The sequence below is a fragment of the Aeromonas sp. 1HA1 genome (assembly GCF_029237385.1).
GTDB classification, from domain to species: domain Bacteria; phylum Pseudomonadota; class Gammaproteobacteria; order Enterobacterales; family Aeromonadaceae; genus Aeromonas; species Aeromonas popoffii.
On record NZ_JAACGC010000023.1, the window covers coordinates 49,284 to 56,306 of the forward strand.

At 59.6% G+C, this 7,023-nt stretch carries 4 protein-coding genes; 3 read left to right on the forward strand and 1 reads right to left on the reverse strand.

The window, feature by feature from the left end; all coding sequences use genetic code 11:
• Positions 1-570: 570 nt before the first annotated feature.
• Entirely contained in the window at positions 571-2,448 is a 1,878-nt protein-coding gene (locus GWQ22_RS09695; RefSeq protein WP_275930162.1) for a S8 family serine peptidase, read from the forward strand.
• An 18-nt stretch (positions 2,449-2,466) separates the two neighbouring features.
• Positions 2,467-2,928, forward strand: coding sequence for a hypothetical protein (locus tag GWQ22_RS09700; protein ID WP_275930163.1), 462 nt, complete (start codon positions 2,467-2,469; stop codon positions 2,926-2,928).
• A 309-nt stretch (positions 2,929-3,237) separates the two neighbouring features.
• Here GWQ22_RS09700 and ppsA read toward each other — a convergent pair whose 3' ends face one another.
• Complete coding sequence (gene ppsA, locus GWQ22_RS09705; protein WP_212514515.1) at positions 3,238-5,616, reverse strand: phosphoenolpyruvate synthase; 2,379 nt, start codon at positions 5,614-5,616, stop codon at positions 3,238-3,240.
• Between the two features lie 320 nt (positions 5,617-5,936).
• Here ppsA and GWQ22_RS09710 point away from each other — a divergent pair, with 320 nt between their 5' ends.
• Positions 5,937-6,749 carry a pyruvate, water dikinase regulatory protein gene (locus tag GWQ22_RS09710; protein ID WP_275930164.1) on the forward strand — a complete coding sequence of 271 codons (813 nt, stop codon included), beginning with the start codon at positions 5,937-5,939 and terminating at the stop codon, positions 6,747-6,749.
• Positions 6,750-7,023 lie beyond the last annotated feature (274 nt).

A 7,023-nucleotide genomic window follows, 5' to 3' on the forward strand; every position in this document is an offset into this window, starting at 1 on the left:
TGTCAATATGATCAAAACGGTGGCCTATGATGGCCCTTGCCACCCAGGGTGGCTTCGCTGCAACCATCTAGCCATCCAAACGGCTGATGAATGCCACCATAACAGAGCCCCTCCCCGTCGCCAAGCAACAAAACAGGGCAAGCTTAACCGAGCGGCAGCTAAGCCCGACGTTCAACCCTGTTGGCTGCCGCTGCCGGGGGGATGGCCGCCATCCGGCGTTTCGCCCGATCCTGGCTTTGATCACAACGCGGCGGGTCGCTGTCGGCATGGCAGGCAAGCCTGCCATGCCGACAGCGTGGGGATGAGCCACATCCGCTCCCTCCCAAAGCCACAGCAAGGGTTAAGACATGTTGACCGCTAAAGAAAACATCAACGGCTATCCACTGACAAAGCTCTCAAAAGTGCACATAAAGTGAATCGCTGGAACCCCCATATGGTTTGAAACGGGTTTGTGATGGGATTTTTTTGAGCCTTATCTCAGATCAGAAATGAGCGCTTTTTGGCTCTGTTTTTCCCGTGTATAGATGCCAGCCGTACCCAGGATGGTGCGGTATAAAATGGAGTTTATTAATGAGAAAAACATCGTTAGCGTTGGCAATTTCGGCCCTGCTCTCGGCCATGCCTATCGCTTCAGTTCAGGCTAATGAGAGTTGTACCCCGCTCACCGGCAAAGAGGCTGGACTCGATACCGGTCGCAGCAGCGCAGACCGTTGTCTGCCCGGCATCAATCCCCTGCAGGACCAGCAGTGGCACCTGCTCAACAGCGGCCAGGATGCCTTCAGCAAACGCGGCGGCGTGGCGGGCAATGACCTCAACCTCTGGTGGGCACACCGCACCGAGGTATTGGGTCAGGGCATCAATGTGGCCGTGGTGGACGATGGCATCGCCATAGCGCACCCGGATCTGGCCGACAATGTGCGCCCCGGTTCCAAAAATGTGGTGACCGGCAGCAGCGATCCGACCCCGACCGATCCGGACAGTGCCCACGGCACTTCGATATCCGGCATCATAGCCGCGGTAGACAACACCATAGGTACCCTGGGGGTGGCCCCCCGCGCCCAATTGCAGGGCTTTAACCTGCTCGATGACAACAGCCAGCAGTTGCAGAAGGACTGGCTCTATGCCCTCGGCGGCAACGCCGTCACCGCAGACAACCGGGTCTTCAACCAGAGCTACGGCACGAGTCTGGTCGATCCAGAAGGGGCCAACGAGCTGGATCAGGTGCAGCTCGATCGCCTGTTCGAGCAACTGACCCTTCAGGCGCAAGGTGCGGCCTATATCAAGGCGGCTGGTAACGGCTTCAACCGGATTGCCTCCGGCAGCTATGTGCTCAACCGCACCGGCGACATGCCAAAGCTGCCATTTGAGAACAGCAACATCGATCCCTCCAACAGCAACTTCTGGAACCTGGTGGTGAGCGCCATCAACGCGGACGGGGTGCGATCCTCCTACTCCAGCATCGGCAGCAATGTGTTTCTGAGCGCCCCCGGCGGGGAACAGGGCACGGATACACCCGCCATGGTGACCACGGATCTGCCCGGATGTGACATGGGTTACAACCGGGTAGACGATCCCAGCACCAACCGGCTGCACAACAACCCGCAACTCGATGCCAGCTGCGGCTACAACGGTGTGATGAACGGCACCTCTTCGGCCACCCCGAACACCACTGGTGCCATGGCGCTGCTGATGTCCGCCTATCCGGACCTGTCGGTGCGCGACTTGCGCGACCTGCTGGCCCGCAACGCCACCCGACTCGACGCCAATCAGGAGCCCGTGCAGATAAGCTACACGGCCGCCGACGGCCAGCGCCGCCAGGTGACGGCGCTGGAAGGCTGGGAGCGCAACGCGGCCGGCCTCTGGTTCAGCCCGACCTATGGTTTCGGCCTGGTGGATGTGAACAAGACCCTGGCCCAGGCCGCCAGCCACGATCCGCTGCCGCCACTGGTGCAGTTGCCGTGGCAGAAGGTGACGGTTGAGGATAGCGTCGCCGGCGCCATCCCGGATGTGGGCAGCAGCCCGACCCGCTCCAGCACCGTGATCGACCAGCCATTGACGGTCGAGGCCGTGCAGGTGATGGTGAGCCTGGATCACCAGCGGCTGCCCGATCTGCTGATCGAACTGGTCTCGCCATCCGGCACCCGCAGCGTGCTGCTCAACCCCAATAACAGCCTGGTGGGACAATCCCTCGACCGGCAGCGGCTGGGGTATGTGCGCACCAAGGGGTTGCGTGATATGCGCATGCTCTCCCACAAGTTCTACGGCGAGCCGGCTCAGGGCAAGTGGCACCTGGAGGTGACTGACGTGGCCAATGGCACCCGCCAAGTCTCGCTGCTCAATCTCAGAACCAACACCCGCAGCACCCTGACCGAGCGCAACAACAGCCAACCGGGTCAACTGCTCGACTGGTCCCTGCGGGTACTCGGTCACGATGCAGCCCGTTCCTGATCACAGAGGAGTCTTAACATGAAACACAGCTTACTCAGCCTTACCCTGGCAAGCCTGCTGGCCTCGGTCTGTCTGTACGCAACAGCCGACGAGTCGGTGGTGATCGATGGCAAGCAGTACAACACCATAGAGGTGAATGGTCAGACCTACCTGACGCTGGATAACGGCAGCAAGAAACGGGTCGCCCGCAGCCTGGATGGCAAGGTGCCACAGCAGCCCCTGCGCAGCGGCGACGTCCTGTTACAAGGGGTCGCCAGCCCTGAGCTGACCGTCAGCGGCACCCTGCTGGTGGAGGCCGATGACGATCGGGCCAAGGCGCTGGCGAGCCACCACGGCCTGCAGTTCAAACAGAGCAGCGGCGGCATCGCCCTGCTGGAGGCCAAGCCCGGTAAGGATCTGAACGCCATCGCAACCCAGCTCAGACAGCAAGGAGTCAGGGTACAGATCGAACTGGCTGGCGCACTGAAGCGGCCAAAGTGAGCCAGCCCTTGCGCTGACAGACCCGAGATATCTTGCAAACACAGAGGGGGCCGCTGGCCTCATGCCAGTCAGTCAAGCACTTTTATGACTTAATATTCGAAATTTTGAATAACAGGAGCTGTGCTATGCGGCGTCAACTGGGCTGAAACCTCTGCCCTGACTGGCATCCAATAAAAAGAGGGAGGCATCATGCCTCCCTCACTCTTTAGCCCTTATACCTAGCAGGTTGGGACTCAAACTCTCTTAACTGACTTGCATTAGCCATATGGGGCGCCATTTTTATTCTTTTCAGGCTGGCACCGACGAGGTTCAGCCAGCCTTGTGCTGCTCAGCCAGATAGAGCCAGGTATCGACTACTGTATCCGGGTTGAGGGACACAGAGTCTATGCCTTGCTCGACCAGCCAGGCGGCGAAATCCGGGTGATCGGATGGGCCCTGGCCACAAATGCCGACATACTTGCCCGCCTTGCGCGCAGCCTGGATAGCCATCGACAGCAACGCCTTGACCGCCTCGTCGCGCTCGTCAAACAGGTGGGCAATCAGCCCGGAATCCCTGTCCAGCCCAAGGGTGAGCTGGGTCATGTCATTGGAACCGATAGAGAAGCCGTCCACATGCTCGAGGAACTTGTCCGCCAGCAGGGCGTTGCTCGGGATCTCGCACATCATGATCACCTTGAGCCCCCGCTCGCCACGGCGCAGACCGTTCTCGGCCAGGATGTCGATCACCTGCTCCACCTCGCCCACGGTGCGCACAAAGGGGATCATCACCTCGACGTTGGTCAGCCCCATCACATCGCGCACCCGCTTGATTGCCTCGCACTCGAGGGCAAAGCAGGGACGGAAGCTGTCGGCTATGTAGCGTGACGCGCCACGAAAACCGATCATCGGGTTCTCCTCGTGGGGCTCGTAGCCACGACCGCCCACCAGATTAGCGTACTCGTTGGACTTGAAGTCCGACATCCGCACTATGACCCGCTCCGGCCAGAAGGCGGCGCCCAGGGTGGCGATCCCCTCGGTCAGCTTTGCGACGTAGAACTCCCGCGGGCTGTCGTAACCGGCGATCATCTTAGCGATGGTGGCCTGCAGTTCAGGGCTCTGCTGGTCGAACTCCAGCAAGGCCTTGGGGTGCACGCCAATCATGCGGTTGATGATGAATTCGAGCCGCGCCAGGCCCACACCGGCATTGGGCAACTGGGCAAAATCAAACGCCCGGTCCGGATTACCGACGTTCATCATTATCTTGATGGGCAGACGTGGCATGTTGCCCACCTCGGTCACAGCCACATCGAAATCGAGTTCGCCATCATAGATGAAGCCGGTATCCCCTTCCGCACAGGAGACGGTAATGAGCTGACCCGGGGCAATATGATCGGTGGCGTTGCCGCAACCCACCACCGCCGGAATACCCAGCTCGCGGGCGATGATGGCGGCGTGACAGGTGCGCCCGCCACGGTTGGTGACGATGGCTGAGGCCCGCTTCATGATGGGCTCCCAATCAGGATCCGTCATGTCGGTGACCAGTACATCGCCGGGCTGAACCTCGTCCATCTGGCGGATGGAGGAGATGACCCGCGCCGGGCCTGCGCCAATCTTGTGGCCAATGGCACGCCCCTCGATCAGCACCTTGCCCGCCTGTTTGAGTGCAAAACGTTCGAGGGTGTTGGCCTCCTGGCGGCTGCGCACCGTCTCGGGACGCGCCTGCACTATGTAGAGCTGGCCATCCTGTCCATCTTTGGCCCACTCGATATCCATGGGGCGACCGTAGTGCTGCTCTATGATGAGCGCCTGTTTCGCCAGCGCCATCACCTCCTCATCCGTGATGCAAAAGCGGCTGCGCTCGGCCTCGGTCGTGTCGACTATCTTCACCTGACGGCCGTGACCGGCATCGTCCGAGTAGGTCATCTTGATAAGTTTCGAGCCGAGCGTCTTGCGCACCACGGCAGGACGCCCGCCCCTGAGGGTTGGTTTGTGCACATAAAACTCATCCGGGTTGACGGCCCCCTGCACCACCATCTCGCCCAGCCCCTGGGCCCCTGTGATGAAGACCACATCGTTGAAACCCGATTCGGTATCCAGAGTGAACATGACGCCGGAGGCAGCCAGATCCGAGCGCACCATGCGCTGCACCCCGGCCGAGAGCGCCACGCCCTTGTGGTCATACCCCTGATGCACCCGATAAGAGATAGCGCGATCGTTGAACAGTGAAGCAAACACATGCTTGACGGCAATCATGACGGCATCGATGCCGCGTACGTTGAGGAAGGTCTCCTGCTGACCGGCAAAGGAAGCGTCCGGCATATCCTCGGCGGTGGCGGAGGAGCGCACCGCGAAAGAGGCATCCACACCCGCACTCAGCTTGTCGTAGGCCGCGCAGATCGCCTGCTCCAGCGCGCTCTGGAACGGCGCTTCGATCACCCAGTCACGGATCTGCTGACCTGCCCGGTTGAGGGCGGCGATGTCGTCCACATCCAGGGTATCGAGCAGATCATGGATCTTGCCGTTAAGGCCGCTTAACTCCAGAAACTCGTTAAACGCAAAGGCCGTGGTCGCAAAGCCACCCGGCACGGATACACCGGCACCTGAAAGGTTGCTGATCATCTCGCCAAGGGATGCGTTCTTGCCGCCAACTCGTTCTACATCTTGCATTCCGAGTTGTTCGTACCAGAGTACGTACTGTTGCACTTGCATGTCTCCAGGTTGGTGGGCTCGGGTGCCATGGCACCTTCTGCGCCAAATTATGTGCGTGAGTTATATGCGTTATTGTCTGTTTCTACTGTTGCCAACGAATATGAAAACGTTTTCTATTTGTTGTCAAAAAAATCCCCGAGCAAGATTTGGGGATAGCCGAATGACACAGACATTCTACAATGCCAACACAAAAAGGTAACGACTCAGGTTTGCAAGCCACTTCACAACTTGGGCACAGTAGATAGGTTGACAATATCGGTATAGTTTCGAGAGATACTGACTGCTCGCAACCTCGCCAACCCGTATCACAGGAGCGCATCGTGCACACCGTATTCTATGTATCCGACGGCACCGCCATCACGGCCGAGGTGTTCGGCCACGCCGTATTGAGCCAGTTTCCGCTGGTGTTTGAGCAAATCACCATCCCCTTCGTGGAGACGCAGGACAAAGCCAGGCAGGTGCGGGCGCGTATCGACGAGCAATTCCGTCAGACCGGGATACGCCCCATCCTGTTTCACACCATAGTCGACCCCCTGGTACGTGAAGAGGTGCTTAAGGCCCAGGCCAGCAGCCACGACTTTCTCAACACCTTCGTCAGCCCGCTGGAGTATGAGCTGGGGGTCAAAGCCGAACCCAGGCTGCATCGCACTCACGGCATGGAGAATCGCAAGCTCTATGACGATCGCATCGAGGCGGTGAACTTCGCGCTGGCCAACGACGACGGCATTACCACCAAGGAGTATGAGGAGGCGGACATCATTCTCATCGGGGTCTCCCGCTGCGGCAAGACCCCGACCAGCCTCTATCTGGCGCTGCAATTTGGCATCCGGGCCGCCAACTACCCCTTCATCGAGCAGGACATGGGCTCGCTGGACTTGCCCAGCGCCCTCAAGGCCAACCGCCACAAGCTGTTCGGCCTCACCATAGCGCCGCTGCGGCTACACGAGATCCGCAACCAGCGCCGCGCCAACAGCCGCTACTCATCGCTGGAGCAGTGCGAGCAGGAGCTGGCGAGTGTGGAGCGGCTGTTCCGCCAGGAGGCGATCCGCTTTCTCGACACCAGCTCTCATTCGGTGGAGGAGATAAGCGCGAAAATTCTGGAGGCAACCGGCATGCGCCGTCAGCTCTATTGAACCGGGCAGGGGTTAGAAACTGAGCCCGACATGGTCCATGGATGACGGCGAGCAGGAGTGACAGGCAGACATAAAAACCGAGCCAGATGCGGCTGCATCTGGCTCGGTTTTTATGATTAGCGGGAACGGGAGGCGGTGCTGTTCAACGAGTTATGGTGATTTCTGGTGTATGGGGGAGATAGAGAAGGTGGCGTATCCTGCTGATTGATTCCCGCGAAGAATCTCAATTAACAGAGGTGATACGCCATGACCAATTCTACCCTCAGAGTCCTGC

Bases quoted from the DNA above. Each gene is read 5' to 3' on its own strand.
- ppsA (WP_212514515.1), bottom strand. From the start codon at position 5,616: ATGCAAGTGCAACAGTACGTACTCTGGTACGAACAACTCGGAATGCAA.
- GWQ22_RS09695 (WP_275930162.1), top strand. From the start codon at position 571: ATGAGAAAAACATCGTTAGCGTTGGCAATTTCGGCCCTGCTCTCGGCC.
- GWQ22_RS09700 (WP_275930163.1), top strand. From the start codon at position 2,467: ATGAAACACAGCTTACTCAGCCTTACCCTGGCAAGCCTGCTGGCCTCG.